Consider the following 19,404-nt stretch of genomic DNA (forward strand, 5'->3'; position numbering starts at 1 on the left):
AACGACCCGAAGGGGCGCGCGGGAACGGGATCGCAGGAAAGAGGGGACAGAGTGTCAGACGTGGGAGCGTCCGGGGGCAGTCCATTGTTGGCTGTCCGCAGCCTGACAAAACTATTCGGTTCGTTTGCCGCCTGCAACGGCATCGACCTCGACATCCAGCCCGGTGAAACCCATGCCCTGCTCGGCGAGAACGGCGCCGGCAAGTCCACTCTGGTAAAGATGCTGTTCGGCGTTCTCGCGCCGACGAGCGGCGAGATCCTCTGGAAGGGTGAGCCGGTGCGCATCGCGAGCCCCGGCGCCGCCCGCCGGCTCGGTATCGGCATGGTCTTCCAGCATTTCTCGCTGTTCGAGGCGCTGACGGTGGCGGAGAACATCGCGCTGTCCCTGCCGCCCGGCATTTCACTTTCCAGGGTGGCGGACGAGGCGGCGACGCTGTCGCGCGCCTACGGCCTGCCGCTCGATCCGAAGGCGCATGTGGCGGACCTTTCCGTCGGCGAGCGCCAGCGCATCGAGATCGTGCGCGCGCTGCTCCAGAACCCCGAGCTCATCATCCTCGACGAGCCGACCTCGGTGCTGACGCCGCAGGAGGCCGACCGCCTGTTCGAGACGCTGGCCAAGCTGAAGGCGGAAGGGCGCTCCGTCCTCTATATCAGCCACCGGCTGGAAGAGGTGCAGCGCATCTGCGACCGCGCGACCGTGCTGCGTCACGGCAAGGTGACGGGCGCCTGCGACCCGCGCCGGGAAACGCCGGCCTCGCTCGCCCGCATGATGGTCGGCAGCGACGTCGCCGCCGTCAGCGCCGCAGGCACGACGGTCAAGGGCGACGTGCTGCTGGAGGCGAACCATTTGAACGCTGCGGCGCGCACGCCGTTCGCCGTGTCGCTCAAGGATATCTGCCTGAAGGTGCGGGCCGGCGAGGTGCTGGCGATTGCCGGCGTTGCCGGCAACGGGCAGGGCGAGCTTTTCGACGCACTTTCCGGCGAGTTTCCCGTCAGCGATGCGAGGGCGGTCTCCATCCGCGGCAAGGCGGCCGGCAATCTCGGCATCACGGCGCGCCGCCTGATGGGCGCGGGCTTCGTGCCGGAGGAGCGCCACGGCCATGCCGCCGTGCCGGCGCTGCCGCTTTCCGACAATCTGGTCCTTGCGCGCAACCAGTCCGACCGCAAGACCTTCCTTGCCGGCGGCATTCTCGGCATCATTCGCAATGCGGTGGTGCGCATCGCGTCGCGCCGTATTTCCGAGACGATGGACGTGCGCAAGAGCGGCGAGGACCCGGCGGCCGGCTCGCTTTCGGGCGGCAATCTGCAGAAATACATCGTCGGGCGCGAGCTCGACCGCCAACCGGCCGTGCTCATCGTCAACCAGCCGACCTGGGGCGTGGACGCGGGCGCGGCAAGCCGCATCCGCCAGGCGCTGGTGGACTTGGCCAAGGCGGGGTCGGCGGTGCTGGTCATCAGCCAGGACCTCGACGAGATCTTCGAGGTCGCCACCGAGATCGCCGTCATCAGCGACGGGCGGCTGTCCAACGCCTATCCGGCGCAGGACATGACGCGCGAGAAGATCGGCCTCCTGATGGGCGGCATGCACGGCAGCGAGACGAGCCCGGAGGCCGCCCATGCGCATTGAACTGGAAAAGCGGGCCAATCCCTCCACGCTCTTCTCCATCCTCTCGCCGTTCCTCGCGCTGGTTCTGACGGTGATCGCCGGCGGCATCATGTTCGCGCTGATCGGCAAGGACCCGGTCTCGGCGCTCTACAGCTTCTTCGTCGAACCCTTGCTCGACGTCTGGTCGCTGCACGAGATCGCCATCAAGGCCGCACCGCTCATCCTCATCGGCGCCGGCCTTTCGATCTGCTACCGCTCGAACAACTGGAACGTCGGCGCCGAGGGCCAGTTCATCGCCGGGGCGATCGCCGGTTCCATCGTGCCGGTCGTCTTCCACGACTGGCATTCGCCGCTCGTCCTGCCGCTGATGCTGATCTTCGGCATGATCGGCGGGGCGCTCTACGCCGCCGTGCCCGCCTTCCTCAAGGCGCACATGAACACCAACGAGATCCTGACGAGCCTGATGCTGGTCTATATCGCCCAGCTCTTCCTCGACTGGCTGGTGCGCGGCCCCTGGCGCAGCCCCGACGCCTACAACTTCCCCGTCACGCGGGATTTCGCGCCGGAAGCGATCCTGCCGGAGCTCGTCTCCTCGGGCCGGGCCAATCTCGGCTTCCTGCTTGCCATCGTCGCCGCCGTCGCGCTGTGGATCATGATGCGCTACACGCTGAAGGGCTTCGAGATCACCGTGCTCGGCCAGTCCGAGCGGGCAGGGCGCTTTGCCGGCTTTTCCTCCAAGCGCATGATCTGGTTCTCGCTCCTGTTGTCAGGCGCGCTCGCCGGCCTTGCCGGCATTTCCGAGGTCAGCGGCGTCATCGGCAAGCTGCAGCCGATCATCTCGCCCGGCTACGGCTTCACCGCGATCATCGTCGCCTTCCTCGGCCGCCTCAGCCCGCTCGGCGTCATCGCCGCAGGCCTCTTCCTCGCGCTCACCTATGTGGGCGGGGAGGCCGTGCAGCTCACGCTCAGCGTCTCCGATAAGGTCACGCGCGTCTTCCAGGGGCTGCTGCTCTTCTTCGTGCTCTCCTGCGACACGCTCATCCAGTACAAGATCCGGCTGGTCTTCTCGCGCCTTACCCGGTCCAGCGAAGGGGGCGCGCAATAATGGGCATGCTCGAAGCGATCCTGCTCACCGTCATCACCGCGGCGACGCCGCTCGTGCTCGCCTCCATCGGCGAGCTCGTGACGGAGCGCACCGGCGTCCTCAACCTCGGCGTCGAGGGCATGATGGTGATGGGCGCGGCGCTCGCCTTCTCCGCCACGCAGCTGACCGGCTCGCCCTATCTCGGTATCCTCGCCGGCATTGCCGGCGGCGCGCTGTTCTCGCTGCTCTTCGGCTTCCTGACGCTGACGCTCGTCGCCAACCAGGTGGCGACCGGCCTTGCGCTGACGATCCTCGGCCTCGGCGTCTCCGGCCAGATCGGCGAGCCCTATGCCGGCATGTCCGGCGCGAAACTCCAGCCGATCGAGATCCCGGTCCTTGCCGAAATCCCCTTCATCGGCCCGCTGCTCTTCCGGCAGGACATCATCTTCTACCTGTCCATCGCCATCGTCGCCGGCGTCAACTGGTTCCTGTTCCGCACGCGCGCGGGCCTGAAGGTGCGCGCTATCGGCGACAACCATGCCTCCGCCCATGCGCTCGGCATCCACGTCATCCGCACGCGCTACCTCGCCGTGATGTTCGGCGGCGCCTGCGCGGGCCTTGCCGGCGCGCAGCTCTCGCTGGTCTATACGCCGCAATGGGTGGAGAACATGTCGGCCGGGCGCGGCTGGATCGCGCTCGCGCTCGTCGTCTTCGCCTCGTGGCGGCCGTGGCGGGTGCTGCTCGGCGGCTATCTCTTCGGCGCGGTGTCGATCAGCCAGTTGCACGCCCAGGCGTTCGGCATCGGCATTCCGTCCCAGTTCCTGTCGGCTCTTCCCTATGCCGCCACCGTTGTCGTACTAATCCTGATATCGCACAACCGGCGCACGACGCTGATCAACACGCCTGCCTCGCTCGGCAAGCCGTTCGTGCCGGATCGGTGACGAGAACAAGAAGACGGGAAACAACCACTCCAACCTCAGAGGATAAAATGAAGAAAATCATTCTCGCTCTCGCAACGTCGGCCGCCGTGCTCGGCTTCTCCGTTGCCGCCAGCGCCCAGGACAAGACGAAGATCTGCTTCATCTATGTCGGCTCGAAGACGGACGGCGGCTATTCCGAAGGCCACGACCGCGGCCGCCAGGATCTCGAAAAGGCGCTCGGCGACAAGATCGAGACCGCCTATCTCGAAAACGTCCCGGAAGGCCCGGATGCCGAACGCGCCGTCGAGCGCATGGCACGCTCGGGCTGCGCGCTCGTCTTCACCACGTCCTTCGGCTTCATGGACGCGACGATCAAGGTCGCGCAGAAGTTCCCGGACGTGAAGTTCGAGCACGCGACCGGCTTCAAGAGCGCCGAGAACGTCGCCACCTACAACGCGCGCTTCTATGAAGGCCGCTACATCCAGGGCGTGATCGCCGCCAAGATGTCCAAGACCGGCGTCGCCGGCTACATCGCCTCCTTCCCGATCCCGGAAGTGGTGATGGGCATCAACGCCTTCATGCTCGGCGCGCAGTCGGTCAACCCGGACTTCAAGCTCAAGATCGTCTGGGCCAACACCTGGGCCGACCCGGGCAAGGAAGCCGACGCCGCCAAGGCGCTCGCCGACCAGGGCGTCGACATCCTGACGCAGCACACCGACTCGACCGCACCGATGCAGGTCGCCGCCGAGCGTGGCATCCACGCCTTCGGCCAGGCCTCCGACATGATCGCCGCCGGCCCGAAGACGCAGCTGACGTCCATCGTCGACACCTGGGGCGCCTATTACATCAAGCGCACGCAGGCGGTTCTCGACGGCACCTGGAAGACCGGCCAGATTTGGGACGGCCTCAAGGACGGCATCCTCACGATGGCGCCCTACACCAACATGCCCGACGATGTGAAGAAGCTGGCCGAAGAGACCGAGGCGAAGATCCGCTCCGGCGAACTGCATCCCTTCACCGGCCCGGTGAAGAAGCAGGACGGCTCGGAATGGCTGGCCGACGGCCAGGTCTCCGACGACGGCACGCTGCTCGGTATGAACTTCTACGTCGCCGGCATCGACGACAAGCTGCCGCAGTAAGCCGCCGCTTTCCAAAACATGACGAAGGCGCCCCTTTCGGGGCGCCTTTTTCGTTCGCGACGCGTGACCGGCGCGAACGGGCTTTGCGGAATCGGGCGGGCGCTCTATACCTGCCGGATGGTTGCGGAACGATGGGAGCGTCCGGGGCCGGGGAGGACGATTTTTGCGTAAGGGTTTGCTTGAAACGGTCATCAGCGGGATGAACACGCGCACCAGCCATGCGCAGGTGGTCAACGAGCTGGGCCGCGCCATCATCGCGGGCGACTATCCCGTCGGGACGACCCTGCCTGGAGACGTGGAGCTTGCCGCCCGCTTCAAGGTGTCGCGCACCGTGCTGCGCGAGGCGATGAAGACATTGGCCGCCAAGGGCCTCGTCGTGCCGCGGGCGCGCATCGGCACGCGCGTGACGCCGAACACGCAATGGAACCTCTTCGACAGCGACATCCTCACCTGGTATTTCGCCGTCGGCGTCAACGAGGAGTTCCTGCTGCATCTTTCCGAGGTCCGCCTCGGCTTCGAGCCGCATGCGGCCGCGCTTGCCGCACGCCACGCGAGCGAGGCGGATATCAGCCAGATGATGCGGCTCGCCGTCGCCATGGGCGATCCGGATCACTCGGCAGAATCGCTTGCCGTCGCCGACCTCAAATTCCATCTCTCCGTGCTGGAGGCCTCGCGCAATCCCTTCCTGCGCACGCTCGGCAGCCTGATCGAGGCGGCGCTCGTGGGCGCCTTCAAGCTGAGTTCGCCCGCTGCCGACCGCGGCAAGATCAGCGATGTCGCGGCAAGCCATATCCGCATCGTCGAGGAGATCGACAGGCGCGACGAGGACGGCGCCCGCCGCGCCATGGAGAACGTCATCCGGGTCGGCCGCGAGCGCGTCGTCCAGTCGTTGCGGGAAGGCAAGTGATCCGGGGTGGAATCAGCCGTCGTTGCTGGCGTTGAGGTCTTCCGGGCGCGTGCCGTCGTCCGTCGCGTGCGGCGCGATCTGTGCCGCGCCCATCGCCTGGTAGAGGTTGAACAGCGCCTCGCTCGCCCGGGCGGCAAGGCGGAACCATTCGCCGTTGCCGGCAATGGCGGGGTGGTGGAGAAGCTGTTCGTCGACGAGATCGAGCACGATGGAAGCCGTGTGCACGGCCTCGTGGAAGCCGAAGGAACCGGCGGCGTACTGCGCCAGCAGTTCGGGCGGCGTCATCTGGCGTTCCTCGGCCAGAAGGTCCAGTTGCGTCAGCCGTTCGTCTTCCAGTTCGATATCGGTGTTTTCCAGCATGGGGCTCTCCATTGTCCCCGTCATAGATAATCGATTCGGGTGACGCGGTTGACGATAACAAGCGAACGATCCGGCTGGATGCGATAGGTTTCGTCGACCTGCCGCCCGCGGGAATCGTAGAACGTGTGGCCGAAGGTGCTGCCGATGGGCGCCTTCGTCAGCTTCGTGCGCGGCTGGCCGCCATAGGTGATGCTGCCGGGAATGGGCTGGAACGACCCACCGGTGCCTGTCGCGGTCGTGCAGGCCGTAAGGGACAGGGCGGCGATTGCGGCAAGAACGATCCTGGTCATGACGGGCTCCTCTCCAGCCGATCCTAGCAGATTGTGCGCCATAGGAAACGGGCGGCTGACAAGCCGCCCGTTCCGATGCATCAGCCCTGCGGCGTCAATGTTACCGAGGTGCCGGTGGCTGCGATGTTGAGGCCGATCTGGCCGCTGACGCTTATCGTCTGCAACTGGATCGAGCCCGACGTGCCGCCGACGAGGATATTGGTGCCGACGCCGACGCCGACCGTCGCTTCCGCCGTCGCCCCCTGGTAGAGGCCGCCGAGCGAGCCCTGATGGTAGCCGGCGGTCGGCGCGAACACGGCCCAGACGATGCGGCCCTGCGTCGTGAAGCCGAGGTCCACGCCCATCTTGCGGATCACGCCCGAATAGGTGTCGCGCTCGCCGTTCGTCGCGCTGAAGACGCAGTCGACGGATTTCGCCGAGCCGAGCACATAGCCGACGCCGCCGCCGACATCGCAGGTCAGCAGTCCGATCTTCACGCCATCGCGCGCGCCGCGGTCGACATAGACCGGCGCATCCTCGCGGATCACCATGTCGGCCGCGCCAGCGGTCACCGTGAAAGCCTGCGCGAGGGCGAGGGCGAGAACGGTTCCAAGCTTCTTGTTCATCTGTGCACTCCTTCTAGCTGGCACGATAATGGCGAATCCGGCGATTTGGTTCCGGGCCGCCGGTCATCTCATGACCAGGATCGTGGCGGAGTAGGGGCATCGGGCCGACCGCCGACAGGAGAGACGGTTCGCCCGTGGGGCGTTGCCGCTCAATGCTGGTTGATGGTCGGCAGGTGGGAGATGACTTCGTCCAGGCTGCGCTCGTCGAGGGGTGCGATATGCTCGTTCCAGAACGCTTCGGCCGCCGGGGTCTCATGCTCCCATTTGCGCGTGCTGAGCTGGTTATCGTCGATCTTGGCGAGCCGACCGCCGCCGAGGCGGAGATATTGCGCGGCGAGTCTTGCAGCATGTGTCTGCTCCATGGCGGCCTCCCGTGGTTGACGGGACGGGAACCGGCATGGCGGCCCGATTGTTCCGGGCGGGAAATCCGGGCAATAAAAAAGGCCGGGGCGAAAACGCACCGACCTTCCTCATCATCGCCCTTTTCACCCGTGCCAGTACATCCGTGGTCAAAGGCATCGGGCGATGCGGCCATTGCGAGCGGCAGAAAGGTTCCAGCGCTCATCAGCAAGGCCGATGAGGGGTATATAGGAGGCCATTGTGTTCGAAACAAGGCCCTTGCCGAAGAGATTGGCGAAACCCTGCGTTGACGGCGCGAGCAAAGCTGGTAAAAGCCGCATTGCCCGAAGGATGGATCGACGGCCCGCGCCGGCCGACATCCCGTCTCCAGGAAGAGTGGCCGAGCGGTTTAAGGCACCGGTCTTGAAAACCGGCGTAGGCGAGAGTCTACCGTGGGTTCGAATCCCACCTCTTCCGCCATATCCCGGTCGATTGCGGGCATGGCCGGCAGGCCACGATGAAGCCTAGTTGACCGAGGCGAAGTTGCCGTCCCTGTCGAACCAGCAATTGAAGAAGGATGTCCGGCCGTTTCCGTCCGGATAGTTGCCCTGCACGACATAACCCTTGCCGCTTCGGAACGCCATGTTCGTGGTGATGCGGTTCGGGCGCACGCCGAACCGGGCGGAGGCCTCGCCCCGGCAGAAGGCGGGCATCATGCCGAGGGCAACACCGCTGGAGCGTCGCCGCGGCTGGGGCTCATCGTAGCCGTCGTCGGAGCCGTTATCCTGCATTTCCGCGGCGCGGCCGCCCTTCACCCGGCAGACCCCGTTGGCGCCGCCCGGTCCCGTATAGGAGATATCGGGGCTGCCATCCGGATTGACGCTGATGGAGATCGTCAGCTTGCCGATGCGCGCCTCGTAATAGTTGCGGTTGAAGGTCTTCAGCCGGGCCTGCCTGCCGTTGACGAAGACGGGGCCGCCGGCGTCGGCATGAACGTCCACCCTGCCGGGGCAGGAGGCGTTGAAGAACGGAACCTTCGCCTCCGCACCGCAGACCCAGACGGACGTCACCATGGCGGCCGCCAGTGCGCAGCGCTTGATCATTTCAACATCTCCTTGATCGGATTCATCGGGTTCGGATATTCAAGCGACAGGCTGCATCGGTGGCAACTATTCAGTTTCGACCACTCGCCCGATATCGGTGCATAGTCAAGTTCGTCGGATCATTCGGGAAGGAGTTTCTTCTTGGACTTTATGAAACTGTTGAAGTCGCTCGAAGAGCTCCTGTACGAGCTTGTTTCCTGGTTGATCTTCTATCCCATAACGATGTGGCGCTCCATATCCCGCCCGCTGGAAATGATGCGGTATGCGGACATGGAATTGTCCGACAGGCTGGAAGACCAGTATGACGACACGCTAAGCCCTCCGCTTTTCCTCCTCATCACGCTGCTGATCGCGCAGGGCATCTCGACCATGTTCCCCTCGATCTACGATCCATCGAAAACGCCCGTTGCGCTGACCTCGACGCCTAACCTGCTGATCGGGCGCGGTGTCGTCTTCAGCGTCTTTCCTCTCATGATGGCCGTCTCGCTGTTGCGTCACCGTGCGATTAAGCTGACACGAAATTCGTTGCGGCCGCCCTTCTTCAGTCAGTGCTACGTGGCCGCGCCATTTGCCCTGATGGTGGGCTTGGCGTTCGACCTCATGCTCATTCCCGGTCGGGGCGAGGTGCTGGCCGGCCTCGCGGTGCTGCTCTTCGCAATTGTCTGGTATGCGGCGATAGAGGTTCGATGGTTTCGCATTGACCTTCAGGTGACGGCAGCAAGAGCGATGCTGCTGTTTGCCAAAGCATTCCTCGCTGCGCTTCTGGTCGTGCTGCTGGTCGCCATTGCGGTCGGGTGGGAATTGGCGCATTGGTCGGTGTAGCCACGGCGTGCCGTCGTTGTTAATCGGGGTCTCGCGTGGCCGGTCACGCCGGAGATGCAGCAAGCCGGGGAGGTTCTGACGCATGGGCAAGAGCGAAGCAACGGGAACGTTCGAGGTAAGGCTGACGCCCGCCGAGAGCGGGGACGGCCCCATCGGTACCCTGTCGATAGACAAGACCTTTCAAGGCGACCTGCAGGGCACCAGTGTCGGGCAGATGCTCGCGTTCCGCACGCCTGTCGAAGGCTCGGCCGGATATGTCGCGATGGAACGGGTGACGGGCACGCTGGCCGGCCGGCACGGGTCCTTCACGCTCCAGCATAATGGCCTGATGGACCGGGGCGCGCCATCGCTTGCGGTGGTCGTCGTGCCCGATTCCGGCACGGACGGCCTGTCGGGCCTGACCGGGACGATGGAGATCATCGTTTCGCCCGGGCGGCACGATTATTGCTTCCATTACGGGCTTCCTGCCTAGCTGCCGGCACTACAATATTTCCCGACTTGTTGCTGACGCATTGTGCTCCTACGATCGCGCCTGCACCCGGAAGCAATATCGCCGGCTGGATGCGAACCAGGGGAGGCCGTAATGGACGTGCTTAAAGACCCCACGCATATCGGCATGTTCGAGCCGCAGGATCTCGATATCCTGCAAGGCGTATTCGCACGATTGTCATCGACCCATACCTTCGGCCTGAACGAGGCCGATGCCCGCTCGCTGGCGCGGTCGATCATCACGCTCTATCGTCACGGGGTGCGCGACCCCGACCAGCTCTTCGGTGCCATGCAGGCGCCGACATCGTAGCATCGCGATCCGACGAAAACGCCCGGCGCGCCGTGCAGCGCCCCGGGCGCATTAACCTTGCGGAAACCATAAACCAACGATCCTGACGTCAGGCTTTCCATTCATTCGCAATTTTGCCACGTTATTGGCATGATTAACGTACTGTTATTTACTGAGTGGCATTGACGGCCGGCTTGCAGGGGCAAGGCAGTTGGCTGGCACCGTCGGGGACAATAGCGGCGTGGGATACAAGAACTTCGACAAGAATGCGGCCCGGTTCGGCACAGGCCTCCGGTTGTTGGTCATTCCACTGGTCTGCGCGGGCCTTGCGGCCTGCGCGACGACGGGCCATGCTCCCAAGAAGAAAGCCCGCAGCAAGGAGTTCTTCTCCGAATCCGAATATGGCGTGAAGGCGAGCCCGCGCGTCGTCGAGGACGGCCAGGCCGTGCCGAAGGGCGGCGGGCGCTACCAGGTGGGCAAGGCCTATCAGGTGCGCGGCAAGTGGTATCAGCCGAAGGAAGAGCCCGGCTACAACAAGACCGGCCTTGCCTCGTGGTACGGTTCCGCCTTCCACGGGCGGCGCACGGCGAACGGCGAGGTCTACGACCTCTACCATCTTTCCGCCGCGCATCCGACCTTCCCGCTGCCGAGCTATGCGCGCGTCACCAACCTTGAAAACGGCACTTCGGTCATCGTGCGCGTCAACGACCGCGGCCCGTTCCACGAGAACCGGCTGATCGACGTTTCCTCCAAGACCGCCGACCTCCTCGACATGAAGCGCACCGGCACGGCCAAGGTGCGCGTGCAGTATGTCGGCAAGGCGCCGCTCGAAGGCAACGACATGCCTTACCTGATGGCCTCCTACATTCCGAAGGGCTCGCGTATCCCCGCGGTCGATCCGGGCGGGCAGATCGCGACCGGCGTCATGGTCGCCTCCGCCGATCACAGCGTCATGCCGGCGCAGGAGGAGAACGTGCTGCGGGTGCCCGAGGAAAGCGCCATGACCGCGCTTGCCAAGACCGCTCCGGCAAGCGAAGCCTTCCAGGCGATCGACGAGCAGTTCGTGCTGCTACCGGAGATCGGCCCGCTACCGCTGGAACGGCCGAATTTCATCCCGCAGCTTCCTTCCGAAAGCTACGCGGCCGCCTATGCGGACGAGCGCGTGCGCGATGCCGCCGGCGCCTTCGACGCCATCCTGACCATCGACGGCACGCTGACGCCGCTTTCCGAACTTGCCGCGAACGCGGGCTGACGGCCCGCGCCCCGCAAAGCCGTTTGCGCAACGCCCGCCGCTGTGGGAGTGTGGCGCAGCCGGAGTCGCCATGCATCGTCACCTCTTCGCCTTCCTTGTCGCTTTCCTCTCCCTCCTGACCCTCGCGCACGCCCAGTCGGCAAGCTCCCAGCCGGCGGGCTTCGACGTGAAGGCGAAGCAGGTCTACATGATCGAAGCGGAGACGGGCACGGTGCTCTTCGCCCGCGCCGAGGACGAGGTGGTGCCCGCCGCCTCGCTCGCCAAGCTGATGACCGTGGCGACGGTCTTCAAGGCGCTCAAGGACGGCACGATCACGCTCGACACGTCATATCCCGTCAGCGAGCATGCCTGGCGCACCGGCGGCGCGCCCTCGCGCACCGCTACCATGTTCGCCGCGCTGAAATCCAGCCCGCGCGTCGAGGACCTGATCCGCGGCGTCACGGTGCAATATGCCAACGATGCCTGCATCGTCCTCGCAGAAGGCATTGCCGGCTCGGAGACCGCCTTCGCGGCCCGCATGACGGAAGAGGCGAGGGCGCTCGGGCTGGAGAAATCCACCTTCGTCAACGCCACCGGCCTGCCCGATCCCGGCAATGTCGTGACGATGCGCGAGATGGTGGAGCTCGCCCGCCATGTCGAGACGGCCTATCCGGACCGGATGGGCTATTATCTCGAACCGGAATTCGAGTGGAACAGGATCAGGCAGCGCAACCGTAATCCGCTGCTGGCGCTGAACCTCGGCGTAGTAGGCTTCGTCACCGGCTTTTCGGAGGAGGGCGGCTATTCCATCGTCGCGGCGGTGGAGCGCGACGGCAAGCACCTGCTCCTCGCCATGGGCGGCATGGAGAGCGACAAGGTGCGCATCGAGGAGACGCGGCGCATCATCGAATGGGCGCTCTCCTCTTTCGAGCGGCGCACGCTCTTCAAGGAGGGCGAGACCATCGCCGATGCGAGCGTCTATGGGGGCGACGCCTCCCGTGTGCCGCTGGTGGCCGGCGACAAGGTCGATGTCTTCCTGCCGAAGGACAACGCGCCGCGCCTCACCGCCCGCGTCGTCTATATCTGGCCGGTACGTGCGCCGGTAAAGCCCGACCAGACGATCGGCACGCTGAGGATATCGAACGACAAGCAGGTCCTGCGGGAGGTGCCGGTGAAGACGGCCGGGACCGTCGGCGTCGGCACATTGCGCTCGCGCGCCCTCGATGCGCTGATCGAGCTGTTCTTCTTCTGGATTTGAAAGGGATGAGCCGGCCGAAAAGCGTTTCGCCGGCCGGAAACATGGGTTAGTAGTGGTCCGACTCGTCCCGGCCCCGCCGGGTATCGCCGCCGCGGCGGCCACGGAAACGGAAGCAGGATTTGTCGGCCGCACCCGGTTTGTTTGTCACGTTCGAAGGCGGCGAGGGCGCCGGGAAGTCGACGCAGATCCGGCTTCTGGCAGCGGCGCTGCGCGAACGCGGCCTGACCGTGCTGATGACGCGCGAGCCCGGCGGCTCGAAGGGCGCCGAAGCCGTGCGCCATGTGCTGCTCTCGGGCGCGGCGGAGGCTTACGGCATCCGCATGGAAGCGATCCTCTTTGCCGCCGCGCGCAGCGACCATGTCGAGCAGGTGATCCGCCCCGCGCTTTCCAAAGGCACCGTAGTGCTCTGCGACCGCTTCATGGATTCCTCCCGCGTCTATCAGGGCATCACCGGCAATCTGGAGCAGTCCTTCATCGAGGCGCTGGAGCGCGTGGCGGTCAACGGCGTCGTGCCGGATTGCACGATCATCTTCGACCTGCCGGCCGCCGTCGGGCTCGAGCGCGCCCGCAAGCGTAGCGCAGGTCCTGACGAGCAGCCGGACCGTTTCGAGAAGGAAGAGCTGCAGACACACGAGAAGCGCCGCGAAGCCTTCCTCGACATTGCCGAGCGCGAGCCGCTGCGCTGCCGCGTCGTCGATGCGACGAAGGCGCAGGAGGCCATCGCCGCCGAGGTGCTCGCGATTATCGAGCCGCTGCTGCCGATCAAGGCGCATGGCCGTTCGGATGCGGAGCATATCTCGTGAGCGAGGAGCGTCCTGGCATCCTCGACGGCGCGGTCCATCCCGCCGAGCAGACAAAGCTCTTCGGCCATGGCGCGGCCGAGGATTTCCTGGCGCGCTCCTACCGCTCCGGCAAGGGCCATCACGCCATCCTCATCGAAGGGCCGGAGGGCATCGGCAAGGCGACGCTCGCCTTCCGCTTCGCCAATCATGTGCTGCACCATCCCGAGCCGGCGGAGGCTCCCGGGACGATCGCCGATCCATCGCCGGCTTCGCCCATCACCCGCCAGCTTGCCTCCGGCGCCTCGCACAGCCTTCTGCACCTGACGCGGCCCTTCGACGAGAAGACCGGCAAGGCGAAATCGGCGATCACCGTGGACGAGGTGCGCAAGGCCGGAAAGTTCCTCTCGCAGACTTCCGGTACGGGCAACTGGCGCATCGTCATCATCGACCCGGCGGACGACCTCAACCGCAACGCCGCCAACGCCATCCTAAAGATTCTCGAGGAGCCGCCGAAGCGCTCGCTCTTCCTCGTCCTGACCCATGCGCCGGGAAAACTGCTGCCGACCATCCGCTCGCGCTGCCTGCCGCTGCCGCTCTCGCCGCTGTCGGAGACGGACCTTGCCGCCGCGCTGGAGAGCCTCGGCGCCGCACCGTCCGGCGCACGGGCAGGGGAGGTGCTTTCGGCCGCCCGCGGCAGCGTCTCCGAGGCGCTGAAGCTGGTGAATTACGGCGGCTTCGATATCGTGGAGGCCTTCCGCGCCATCGTCTCCGGGCCGGCCGAGCCGCCGCGCCGCGACGTGCACAAGCTCGCCGACGTGCTTTCGGCGCGCGACAGCGACACGGTCTTCTCCTTCTTCTGCCAGCACGCCGGCGACTTCATGACGGACGCGGCCCGTGCCGCCGCCCTTGCAGGCGACATCGCCCGCGCCGACCGCCTGGCGCACCTCTCCTTTCAGCTCGGCGAGCGCATCGCCATCGCCCAGGGCTACAACCTCGACCGCAAGCAGACGATCATCAGCGTCCTCGACGATATCCGCGCTACGCTTTAGTCAACTTGCTGTTTCCCTTGCCGTCCGCATGGTCTAATACCTTGCGGCATTGCACAACCGAAGACAGAACGCACCCCGATGACCGACACGTCCCGCTTCTACATCACGACCGCCATTTCCTATCCGAACGGCAAGCCGCATATCGGCCATGCCTACGAACTGATCGCAACGGATGCCATGGCGCGCTACCAGCGGCTCGACGGGCGCGACGTGTTCTTCCTGACCGGCACGGACGAGCACGGCCAGAAGATGCAGCAGACCGCGAAGAAGGAAGGCATTTCCCCGCGCGAACTCGCGGACAGGAATTCGGCCGAATTCAAGCAGATGGCCGTTCTTCTTAATGCATCGAACGATGATTTCATCCGCACGACCGAGGAGCGCCACTACGAGGCCTGCGCCGAGATCTGGCGCCGCATGGCCGCCAATGGCGACATCTACAAGGACAGCTATGCCGGCTGGTATTCGGTGCGCGACGAGGCCTATTACCAGGAAGGCGAGACGGAAAAGCGCGACGACGGCGTGCGCTACGGCCCGCAGGGCACGCCCGTCGAATGGGTGGAGGAGGAAAGCTACTTCTTCCGCCTTTCCGCCTACCAGGAAAAGCTGCTGAAGCACTACGAGGAGAACCCGGACTTCATCGGTCCGGCCGAGCGTCGCAACGAGGTGATCTCCTTCGTCAAGTCGGGCCTCAAGGACCTTTCGGTCTCGCGCACGACTTTCGACTGGGGCATTCCGGTTCCCGGCGATCCGGCGCATGTCATGTATGTCTGGGTCGACGCGCTCACCAACTACATCACCGCGACCGGCTATCTCACCGATCCCGAAGGCCCGCGCGCAAAATACTGGCCGGCGAACATCCATATCATCGGCAAGGACATCATCCGCTTCCACGCCGTCTACTGGCCAGCCTTCCTGATGTCGGCGGGCCTTCCGCTGCCGGAACGCGTCTTCGCCCACGGCTTCCTGCTCAACAAGGGCGAGAAGATGTCGAAGTCGCTCGGCAACGTGGTCGACCCGGTCAACCTCGTCAATCATTTCGGCCTCGACCCGATCCGCTACTTCTTCCTGCGCGAGGTCTCCTTCGGCCAGGACGGCAGCTACAGCGAGGAGGGGATCGCCACGCGCATCAACTCCGACCTTGCCAACGGCATCGGCAACCTTGCCAGCCGCTCGCTGTCGATGATCGTCAAGAACTGTGACGGCAAGGTGCCGGACTGCGGCGAGCTGACGGATGCCGACCGCGCCATGCTCGCCTCCGTCGACGCGCTGCACGCCATCACCCGCGAGGAGATGGGCCGGCAGCAGATCCACAAGGCGCTGGCGGCGATCATCGCCGTCGTCTCGGAGGCCGACCGCTATTTCGCCGGCGAGGCGCCCTGGGCGCTGAAGAAGACCGATCCCGTCCGCATGGGCACCGTGCTCTATGTGACGGCGGAAGTCGTGCGCCAGATCGCGATCCTCCTCCAGCCCTTCATGCCGAAATCCGGCCGCAAGCTGCTCGATCTCGTCGCCGCGCCCGTCGAAAAGCGCGACTTCTCGGCGCTGGGCGAGGCGGGCCGCCTCGTCAGCGGCACGCCGCTGGAAGCGCCGACGCCGGTCTTCCCGCGCTACGTCGCCCCCGAAGCGTGATGCCATGCTGATCGACACCCATTGCCATCTGGATTTTCCCGATTTCGCGGCGGAGCGCGACGATATCGTCGCACGCGCGCATGCGGCCGGGGTGAAGCAGATGATCACCATCTCGACGCGGGTGCGCAAGTTCCCCGAGATCCTGGCCATCGCGGAAAAATACCCGACCGTCTTCTGTTCGGTCGGCACGCATCCGCACAATGCCGACGAGGAGCTGGATATCCCGGTCTCCGAGCTCATCGAGCTGGCGCGGCATCCGCGCGTCGTCGCCATCGGCGAGGCGGGCCTCGATTATTTCTACGACAACGCCCCGCGCGAAGCGCAGGCCATCGGCCTTCGCAACCATATCGCCGCGGCGCGGGAAACCGGCCTGCCGCTCGTCATCCACAGCCGCTCGGCGGACGAGGACATGGCGGCGATCCTGACCGAGGAGACGGGGAAGGGGGCCTTTCCCTTCCTGCTGCATTGTTTCTCCTCCGGCCCGGAGCTTGCCCGGGTCGGTGTCGAACTCGGCGGCTATGTCTCCTTCTCCGGCATCCTGACCTTCCCGAAATCGGAAGAGCTGCGCGAGATCGCAAGAACCGTGCCGCTGGAACGCATGCTGGTGGAAACGGACGCGCCCTATCTCGCCCCCAAGCCGTTCCGCGGCAAGCGCAACGAGCCGGCCTATGTGGCGCATACGGCGGCGGTTCTGGCCGAGACGGTCGGCGTCAGCGCGGAAGAGATCGCCCGCATCACCACCGAGAACGCCTTCCGCATCTTCTCCAAGATGCCGCGGGTGTAGCCGTGGCCTATACGCGGCGCTTCACCATTCTCGGCTGCGGCTCCTCGCCCGGCGTGCCGCGCATCACCGGCGACTGGGGCGCCTGCGATCCCGCCAACCCGAAGAACCGCCGCACCCGCGCCGCCTTCCTCGTCGAGCAGTTCGGCCCGGACGGCACGACGACGGTGGTGATCGACACGGGCCCCGATTTCCGCACGCAGATGATTGCCGCCGGCGTCGCCGGTATCGATTCGGTGCTCTATACCCACGCCCATGCCGACCACATCCACGGTATCGACGATATCCGTGGCTTCGTGCTGCAGAACCACAAGCAGGTGCCGATCTGGGCGGATGCCTTCACGATGGAGCGCATCCGCGAGGGCTTCGGCTATTGCCTGAAGACGCCGCCGGGCAGCATGTATCCGCCGATCGTCACGGAGAACCTGATCGAGCCGATGGACCGGCCGGTGACGGTCGAAGGGGCAGGGGGCACCATCACCTTCCAGCCCCTCCTCCAGGTGCACGGCTCGATCCATTCGCTGGGCTTCCGCATCGGCGACGTCGCCTATTGCAGCGACATCAGCGATTTTCCGGACGAGACCCTGCCGCGCCTTGCCGGCCTCGACATGCTGGTGATCGACGCGCTGCAATACCGCTACCATTCGAGCCACCTGTCGCTCTCCCAGGCGCTGGAATGGATCGAGCGGCTGAAGCCGGCGCGGGCGATCCTCACGCACATGCATGTGCCGCTCGACTACGAGACCGTGCAAAAGGAAACGCCGGCCCATGTGGAACCGGCGTATGATGGCCTCAGCTTCGAGGTCGCGCTTGGCGACGATCAGGCGAAATAAGGCTTGAGGTTCCTGCGGATCCGGTCGAGGACCGTATCGCCGGAAAGGTCGGGCACGAAGGTCTTTCCGGTAATCTGTTCAAAGGCCTGGATGTAAACTTTCGAGGTCTGCTCGATGAGGTCGCGCGGAATTTCCGGGATCGCGTCCTTGTAGGGGTCGCAGCGCTCGGTGACCCAGGCGCGCACGAAATCCTTGTCGAAGCTTGCCGGGCGGCCGCCCTTGGCGAAGCTTTCGGCATAGCTGTCGGCGATCCAGTAGCGGCTCGAATCCGGCGTATGGATCTCGTCGGCCAGCACGATGCGGCCGTCCTTGTCCGTGCCGAATTCGTATTTGGTGTCGACGAGGATGAGCCCGCGTTCGGCGGCACGCGCCTGTCCGCGGGCAAAAAGCGCCAGCGCATAGCGCGACACGGTTTCCCATTGCTCGGCCGTCAGCAGGCCCTGGGCAAGGATCTCGTCGCCGGAGAGCGGTTCGTCATGGCCGCCGTCGAAGGCCTTGCTGGTGGGCGTGATGATCGGCTCGGGCAGCTTCTCGTTGTCCTTCATTCCGTCCGGCAGGGTTATGCCGTACATCTGGCGCTCGCCCTTGCGGTACTTCGTCAGGATCGAGGTGCTGGTGGTGCCGGCGAGATAGCCGCGCACGACGATCTCGACCGGTAGGATATCGAGCCGCGTGCCGATGACGACATTCGGGTCCGGATAGGAAAGAACGTGGTTCGGGCAGATGTCCGCCGTTTCCTCGAACCAGTAGCGCGCCGTCTGCGTCAGCACCTGGCCCTTGAAGGGAATGGCGGTCAGGATGACGTCGAAGGCGCTCAGCCGGTCCGTCGCGATGATGATGCGGCTGCCGTCCGGAAGATCGTAGTTCTCGCGGACCTTGCCGTTGTAGCGGTTCGGCAGTTCCGGGATGAAGGCGTCGGAGAGAATGCGCAGATCGCTCATCGGTGCGGACTTTCGCTGTTGGTTCCGTCTGCCGTTCCGCTTAGAACCGCAGGCGGCCAACGGTCAAGGCGCAAACCGGATTTCCAGCACCTTTGGGGCTCTAGGTTCAGGACTCTTTAAATCAAAGCCAGAAGATGACTGTTGCGGCGATACATATGCTTGAGAAGAAGGTATGCGCGCATCGGTCGTATCGGGTTGCGATACGGCGCCAGTCCTTGAGCTTGGCGAAGAGGTTCTCCACCTTGTGGCGCTGGCGATAGAGCACCTTGTCGTAGGAGTATGGTATCTTGCGGCTTCGGCTGGAGGGAATGCAAGGTTCGATACCTCTTGCTTGTAGGGCGTCTCGGAACGGCGTGCTGTCATAGCCCCGGTCGGCAATGAGCGTCTTGGCTGGCGGCAAGGCATCCAGCACAAGGCGCGCGCCCCTATGGTCACTCATCTGCCCCTCGCTGAGCAGCATGATGATCGGGCGGCCTTCACCGTCGCAGACAGTGTGCAGTTTTGAGTTCAGTCCGCCTTTGGTTCGCCCGATACGGCGGGGAACATCCCCTTTTTGAGCAGGCTTGCGGCTGTCCGGTGTGCTTTGAGGTGTGTGGCGTCGATCATGATGCGCTCGGGCCTTGGACCTTCACCGGACAACGCCACAAAGATGCGGTTAAACACACCCAAACGGCTCCAACGGATGAAGCGGTTATAGAGCGTCTTGTGCGGCCCGTAGTCCTTTGGCGCATCTTTCCATTGCAAGCCATGCTTGATGACGTAGACGATGCCGCTGACCACCCGCCGGTCATCGACGCGTGGAACACCATGCGCCAGGGGGAAATACGGCGAGATCCGAGCCATCTGGTCTTCACTCAGTAGAAACAAATCACTCATCACGGCCTCCTATCGGATACCGTGAATCACACATCATGCCAAATTAATAGGTCCTGAGCCTAGGCCAGACAG

At 64.9% G+C, this 19,404-nt stretch carries 22 protein-coding genes and 1 tRNA gene; 16 read left to right on the plus strand and 7 right to left on the minus strand.

The features are described 5' to 3' along the window. Positions 1-51 precede the first annotated feature (51 nt). The 5 genes from HNQ66_RS05265 to HNQ66_RS05285 all read left to right on the plus strand — a co-directional run bounded on the left by HNQ66_RS05265 (position 52) and on the right by HNQ66_RS05285 (position 5,655). Positions 52-1,626: an ABC transporter ATP-binding protein gene (locus HNQ66_RS05265; RefSeq protein WP_343059439.1), complete on the plus strand. Its 1,575-nt coding sequence runs from the start codon at positions 52-54 to the stop codon at positions 1,624-1,626. Next, positions 1,616-2,710, plus strand: a complete 1,095-nt coding sequence (locus HNQ66_RS05270; RefSeq protein WP_184141607.1) for an ABC transporter permease — start codon at positions 1,616-1,618, stop codon at positions 2,708-2,710. Before HNQ66_RS05265 ends, HNQ66_RS05270 begins: the two co-directional genes overlap by 11 nt. Then, on the plus strand, positions 2,710-3,630 hold the full coding sequence (locus tag HNQ66_RS05275) for an ABC transporter permease (RefSeq protein WP_184141609.1): 921 nt from the start codon (positions 2,710-2,712) through the stop codon (positions 3,628-3,630). Before HNQ66_RS05270 ends, HNQ66_RS05275 begins: the two co-directional genes overlap by 1 nt. Before the next feature lie 47 nt (positions 3,631-3,677). After that, positions 3,678-4,748, plus strand: a complete 1,071-nt coding sequence (locus HNQ66_RS05280) for a BMP family ABC transporter substrate-binding protein (protein WP_184141611.1) — start codon at positions 3,678-3,680, stop codon at positions 4,746-4,748. 199 nt (positions 4,749-4,947) lie between these two features. Beyond that, positions 4,948-5,655 carry a FadR/GntR family transcriptional regulator gene (locus HNQ66_RS05285; RefSeq protein ID WP_184141613.1) on the plus strand — a complete coding sequence of 236 codons (708 nt, stop codon included), beginning with the start codon at positions 4,948-4,950 and terminating at the stop codon, positions 5,653-5,655. A 12-nt stretch (positions 5,656-5,667) separates the two neighbouring features. On the opposite strand, the gene HNQ66_RS05290 is transcribed toward HNQ66_RS05285, so the two are convergent. From HNQ66_RS05290 to HNQ66_RS05305, 4 genes are all read right to left on the minus strand, one after another. Further along, on the minus strand, positions 5,668-6,015 hold the full coding sequence (locus HNQ66_RS05290) for a hypothetical protein (RefSeq protein WP_184141615.1): 348 nt from the start codon (positions 6,013-6,015) through the stop codon (positions 5,668-5,670). 20 nt (positions 6,016-6,035) lie between these two features. Further along, entirely contained in the window at positions 6,036-6,305 is a 270-nt protein-coding gene (locus HNQ66_RS05295; protein WP_184141617.1) for a hypothetical protein, read from the minus strand. A gap of 80 nt (positions 6,306-6,385) precedes the next feature. Continuing rightward, positions 6,386-6,910 carry a DUF992 domain-containing protein gene (locus HNQ66_RS05300; protein WP_184141619.1) on the minus strand — a complete coding sequence of 175 codons (525 nt, stop codon included), beginning with the start codon at positions 6,908-6,910 and terminating at the stop codon, positions 6,386-6,388. 149 nt (positions 6,911-7,059) lie between these two features. Next, entirely contained in the window at positions 7,060-7,272 is a 213-nt protein-coding gene (locus HNQ66_RS05305) for a hypothetical protein (RefSeq protein WP_184141620.1), read from the minus strand. A gap of 367 nt (positions 7,273-7,639) precedes the next feature. On the opposite strand from HNQ66_RS05305, the gene HNQ66_RS05310 reads away from it, so the two are divergent. Then, positions 7,640-7,729: transfer RNA gene (locus HNQ66_RS05310), tRNA-Ser, on the plus strand. A gap of 44 nt (positions 7,730-7,773) precedes the next feature. Here HNQ66_RS05310 and HNQ66_RS23415 read toward each other — a convergent pair. Next, positions 7,774-8,352, minus strand: coding sequence for a hypothetical protein (locus tag HNQ66_RS23415; protein WP_210308686.1), 579 nt, complete (start codon positions 8,350-8,352; stop codon positions 7,774-7,776). Positions 8,353-8,502: 150 nt separating this feature from the next. Between HNQ66_RS23415 and HNQ66_RS05320 the strand changes: the two genes are divergently transcribed. From HNQ66_RS05320 to HNQ66_RS05365, 10 genes are all read left to right on the plus strand, one after another. After that, on the plus strand, positions 8,503-9,174 hold the full coding sequence (locus HNQ66_RS05320; RefSeq protein ID WP_184142231.1) for a permease: 672 nt from the start codon (positions 8,503-8,505) through the stop codon (positions 9,172-9,174). Positions 9,175-9,256: 82 nt separating this feature from the next. Next, complete coding sequence (locus HNQ66_RS05325; RefSeq protein WP_184141622.1) at positions 9,257-9,646, plus strand: DUF3224 domain-containing protein; 390 nt, start codon at positions 9,257-9,259, stop codon at positions 9,644-9,646. Between the two features lie 111 nt (positions 9,647-9,757). Then, a complete protein-coding gene (locus tag HNQ66_RS05330) occupies positions 9,758-9,973 on the plus strand; it encodes a hypothetical protein (RefSeq protein WP_184141624.1) in 216 nt (71 codons plus the stop codon). 220 nt (positions 9,974-10,193) lie between these two features. Beyond that, the gene (locus tag HNQ66_RS05335) at positions 10,194-11,204 is read left to right on the plus strand and encodes a septal ring lytic transglycosylase RlpA family protein (RefSeq protein ID WP_343059440.1); all 1,011 of its coding nucleotides are present in this window, start codon (positions 10,194-10,196) and stop codon (positions 11,202-11,204) included. Positions 11,205-11,274: 70 nt separating this feature from the next. Further along, positions 11,275-12,441: a D-alanyl-D-alanine carboxypeptidase family protein gene (locus tag HNQ66_RS05340; protein ID WP_184141626.1), complete on the plus strand. Its 1,167-nt coding sequence runs from the start codon at positions 11,275-11,277 to the stop codon at positions 12,439-12,441. A 119-nt stretch (positions 12,442-12,560) separates the two neighbouring features. After that, positions 12,561-13,244: a dTMP kinase gene (gene tmk / locus HNQ66_RS05345; RefSeq protein ID WP_184141628.1), complete on the plus strand. Its 684-nt coding sequence runs from the start codon at positions 12,561-12,563 to the stop codon at positions 13,242-13,244. Next, positions 13,241-14,272 (plus strand): DNA polymerase III subunit delta', encoded by a 1,032-nt coding sequence (locus HNQ66_RS05350; protein ID WP_184141630.1) that lies wholly within the window; start codon positions 13,241-13,243, stop codon positions 14,270-14,272. The genes tmk and HNQ66_RS05350 overlap by 4 nt, the downstream gene beginning before the upstream one ends. 78 nt (positions 14,273-14,350) lie before the next feature. Further along, positions 14,351-15,901 carry a methionine--tRNA ligase gene (gene metG / locus HNQ66_RS05355; protein ID WP_184141632.1) on the plus strand — a complete coding sequence of 517 codons (1,551 nt, stop codon included), beginning with the start codon at positions 14,351-14,353 and terminating at the stop codon, positions 15,899-15,901. 4 nt (positions 15,902-15,905) lie between these two features. After that, complete coding sequence (locus HNQ66_RS05360) at positions 15,906-16,685, plus strand: TatD family hydrolase (protein ID WP_184141634.1); 780 nt, start codon at positions 15,906-15,908, stop codon at positions 16,683-16,685. Between the two features lie 2 nt (positions 16,686-16,687). Then, positions 16,688-17,515, plus strand: a complete 828-nt coding sequence (locus HNQ66_RS05365; RefSeq protein ID WP_184141636.1) for an MBL fold metallo-hydrolase — start codon at positions 16,688-16,690, stop codon at positions 17,513-17,515. On the opposite strand, the gene HNQ66_RS05370 is transcribed toward HNQ66_RS05365, so the two are convergent. Continuing rightward, entirely contained in the window at positions 17,503-18,447 is a 945-nt protein-coding gene (locus tag HNQ66_RS05370) for a phosphoribosylaminoimidazolesuccinocarboxamide synthase (protein WP_184142235.1), read from the minus strand. The genes HNQ66_RS05365 and HNQ66_RS05370 overlap by 13 nt on opposite strands. Positions 18,448-18,577: 130 nt before the next feature. After that, a protein-coding gene (locus tag HNQ66_RS05375) for an IS5 family transposase (protein WP_184141638.1) occupies positions 18,578-19,332 on the minus strand; the annotation gives its coding sequence in 2 pieces (ribosomal slippage) (positions 18,578-18,999 and positions 18,999-19,332; 756 coding nt in all). Between the last annotated feature and the right edge of the window lie 72 nt (positions 19,333-19,404).

It is taken from the genome of Shinella fusca (genome assembly GCF_014203155.1).
Classification (GTDB): domain Bacteria; phylum Pseudomonadota; class Alphaproteobacteria; order Rhizobiales; family Rhizobiaceae; genus Shinella; species Shinella fusca.

What these genes read in the sequence shown, in the direction of transcription:
- HNQ66_RS05300 (WP_184141619.1), bottom strand. Translation starts at nt 6,910, where the DNA reads ATGAACAAGAAGCTTGGAACCGTTCTCGCCCTCGCCCTCGCGCAGGCT.
- HNQ66_RS05330 (WP_184141624.1), top strand. Translation starts at nt 9,758, where the DNA reads ATGGACGTGCTTAAAGACCCCACGCATATCGGCATGTTCGAGCCGCAG.
- HNQ66_RS05305 (WP_184141620.1), bottom strand. Translation starts at nt 7,272, where the DNA reads ATGGAGCAGACACATGCTGCAAGACTCGCCGCGCAATATCTCCGCCTC.
- HNQ66_RS05270 (WP_184141607.1), top strand. Translation starts at nt 1,616, where the DNA reads ATGCGCATTGAACTGGAAAAGCGGGCCAATCCCTCCACGCTCTTCTCC.
- HNQ66_RS23415 (WP_210308686.1), bottom strand. Translation starts at nt 8,352, where the DNA reads ATGATCAAGCGCTGCGCACTGGCGGCCGCCATGGTGACGTCCGTCTGG.
- HNQ66_RS05275 (WP_184141609.1), top strand. Translation starts at nt 2,710, where the DNA reads ATGGGCATGCTCGAAGCGATCCTGCTCACCGTCATCACCGCGGCGACG.
- metG (WP_184141632.1), top strand. Translation starts at nt 14,351, where the DNA reads ATGACCGACACGTCCCGCTTCTACATCACGACCGCCATTTCCTATCCG.
- HNQ66_RS05340 (WP_184141626.1), top strand. Translation starts at nt 11,275, where the DNA reads ATGCATCGTCACCTCTTCGCCTTCCTTGTCGCTTTCCTCTCCCTCCTG.
- HNQ66_RS05325 (WP_184141622.1), top strand. Translation starts at nt 9,257, where the DNA reads ATGGGCAAGAGCGAAGCAACGGGAACGTTCGAGGTAAGGCTGACGCCC.
- HNQ66_RS05320 (WP_184142231.1), top strand. Translation starts at nt 8,503, where the DNA reads ATGAAACTGTTGAAGTCGCTCGAAGAGCTCCTGTACGAGCTTGTTTCC.
- HNQ66_RS05280 (WP_184141611.1), top strand. Translation starts at nt 3,678, where the DNA reads ATGAAGAAAATCATTCTCGCTCTCGCAACGTCGGCCGCCGTGCTCGGC.
- HNQ66_RS05290 (WP_184141615.1), bottom strand. Translation starts at nt 6,015, where the DNA reads ATGCTGGAAAACACCGATATCGAACTGGAAGACGAACGGCTGACGCAA.
- HNQ66_RS05360 (WP_184141634.1), top strand. Translation starts at nt 15,906, where the DNA reads ATGCTGATCGACACCCATTGCCATCTGGATTTTCCCGATTTCGCGGCG.
- HNQ66_RS05295 (WP_184141617.1), bottom strand. Translation starts at nt 6,305, where the DNA reads ATGACCAGGATCGTTCTTGCCGCAATCGCCGCCCTGTCCCTTACGGCC.
- HNQ66_RS05285 (WP_184141613.1), top strand. Translation starts at nt 4,948, where the DNA reads ATGAACACGCGCACCAGCCATGCGCAGGTGGTCAACGAGCTGGGCCGC.